At 44.6% G+C, this 2,129-nt stretch carries 2 protein-coding genes; one reads left to right on the plus strand and one right to left on the minus strand.

Going from position 1 to position 2,129, the window contains the following annotated elements; all coding sequences use genetic code 11:
• Positions 1-238 precede the first annotated feature (238 nt).
• Complete coding sequence (locus BHV83_RS00435; protein WP_005640973.1) at positions 239-1,210, plus strand: diacylglycerol/lipid kinase family protein; 972 nt, start codon at positions 239-241, stop codon at positions 1,208-1,210.
• Here BHV83_RS00435 and BHV83_RS00440 read toward each other — a convergent pair.
• Positions 1,195-1,911: a tRNA1(Val) (adenine(37)-N6)-methyltransferase gene (locus tag BHV83_RS00440; protein WP_286755293.1), complete on the minus strand. Its 717-nt coding sequence runs from the start codon at positions 1,909-1,911 to the stop codon at positions 1,195-1,197. The two genes, BHV83_RS00435 and BHV83_RS00440, sit on opposite strands and share 16 nt — an antisense overlap.
• Positions 1,912-2,129 lie beyond the last annotated feature (218 nt).

Consider the following 2,129-nt stretch of genomic DNA (forward strand, 5'->3'; position numbering starts at 1 on the left):
GAGGTGCATCGTACTTTGATAGTTTCTCTTGTAAAAGTTTCATATTATAATTAACAGAGAATGATTTTCTCGCTACGTTGTTATTCTAAAAGAACCCAGATCTGCTTACTACTATAATATTTATGTTTCGGCAAATCCAGCTGCAAAAGTAGTAAAAAAATAACTTATAGTAGCCGAAATGCTTTAAAAGTTTTACAAAAGCATTATTTTTGTCCTCTCAAAGTAAGTAACAGCAAGAATGGAGGGACAAACAATCAATATACAGGCCATTATAAATCCGATTTCGGGTGTCGGTTCGAAAAGAAAGATTCCGAAAATGATTGAAACCGCCTTTGCGGGCGGAAATTGTTGTGTGGAAATTTCTTTTACAGAATATCCCGGACATGCCAGCGAACTGACGCGGAAAGCCCTTGATAAAGGGGCCAATTGCGTGATTGCGGTCGGGGGAGACGGAACTGTGAACGAGATTGCCCGTGCCATGCTCCACTCAGGTGCGGTGCTGGGGATTATCCCGAAAGGTTCCGGCAATGGTTTGGCGCGTGAATTGCATATTCCGATGGATGTACGCCGGGCGATTGATCTGATTGTAAAGGGGCATGTTTCGACAATCGACTGTTGCAAGGCGAACGGACGTGTCTTTTTTTGTACCTGCGGAGTCGGCTTTGATGCAGCGGTCAGCCAAAAGTTTGCCGGGGAGAAACGCCGCGGTTCGCTTACCTATATAAAAAATACGGTGGAAGAATATCTGAGCTACAAACCCGAACCTTATGAACTTTTGATCGATAACCAGACGGTTAAGGAAAAGGCGTTTTTGGTGGCTTGCGGGAATGCTTCGCAGTATGGTAACAATGCGTTTATCGCTCCGCATGCCAATATCCAGGATGGCAAAATGGATATTACAATCCTTTCCCCTTTCGGTCCGCTGGACATTGCACCGTTGGCTATTCAGTTGTTTACGAAACAGATCGACCGTAACAGCAAGATCAAGACATTCAAAGGAAAAGAGGTGACTATCATCCGTCAGAATCCAGGAGTCATGCATCTGGACGGAGAGCCGATCATGGCGGACAGCCGGATCGAAATCTCCGTTCTTCCCAAATCATTGAACGTATTGACTCCGGAAACTGTTTCTTTTACGGAGGAGGTACAGAATCTGTTTGGTGAAGTAACCCGTTTTTTCGATAAGAAACTCCCTTACATCTTTAGATAAAAGTCTTTGGTTAGATTGATATATTCGTCAGTATACCGATGTCTTGCAATCTCGATGGTCAGCCGATCGGAGAAGGCGGGAGAGGCGGGTGGCTCTGATGTCTGTTCGGCCAACAGTCGTTTCGGTTGTGCATCGGGTACGGGGATGACGGAGACTTCCTTCGAAAGAAATAGATTTTGTGTTTGAATACAATCCGTAAGACGATCTTTCTGGTCGTAAGGCAGGATAAGGGCAATACGTCCTTGTGGGGCAAGCAGTTTGCGACTGTACTGCAACAAATCTTCTAATGTCAGCGTATCGGTGTGGCGGGCCGTGTTCCGTTGTAGGTTCGGGCATTTCAATGAATCGACGAAGTAAGGAGGGTTGGATACAATCAGGTCATATAGATGCGTGCTGGCTTGTGCAAAATCGACCAAGTCGGAATGAAAGACATTTATCCGTCCTGCAAAAAGGGAAGATTCTGCATTTTCTTGTGCTTGAAGACAGGCATCGGCTTCTATGTCGATAGCGTCGATAGCCGCCTTGCTGCGTTGAGCCAGCATCAGGGCGATCAGTCCGGTCCCTGTCCCGATGTCCAGTATGCGGTTGCACGATTCCGTTCCGGCCCATGCACCGAGCAGAACACCGTCGGTTCCTACTTTCATTGCACATTTATCATGACGTATGGTAAATTGTTTGAATTGGAAAAAAGGATTTGACATAGTAATTGACAATTGTTTTGTGCAAAAGTAATCGGAATTGAGTTAAAAATAGTAACTTTGGCACGTTTATTGTATGAAATAGAATTGCGGGCGATAAAGGAATATTCCGCAACTATGATAAAGAATATATGAAGAAAGATAAAGTAACGATGTTTGCCGAGGAGTCGTATAACGACTTGGATGATAATATTGGTATCGTAATGCCTATCCTCACAGAT

Source organism: Parabacteroides sp. merdae-related_45_40, from assembly GCF_001915675.1.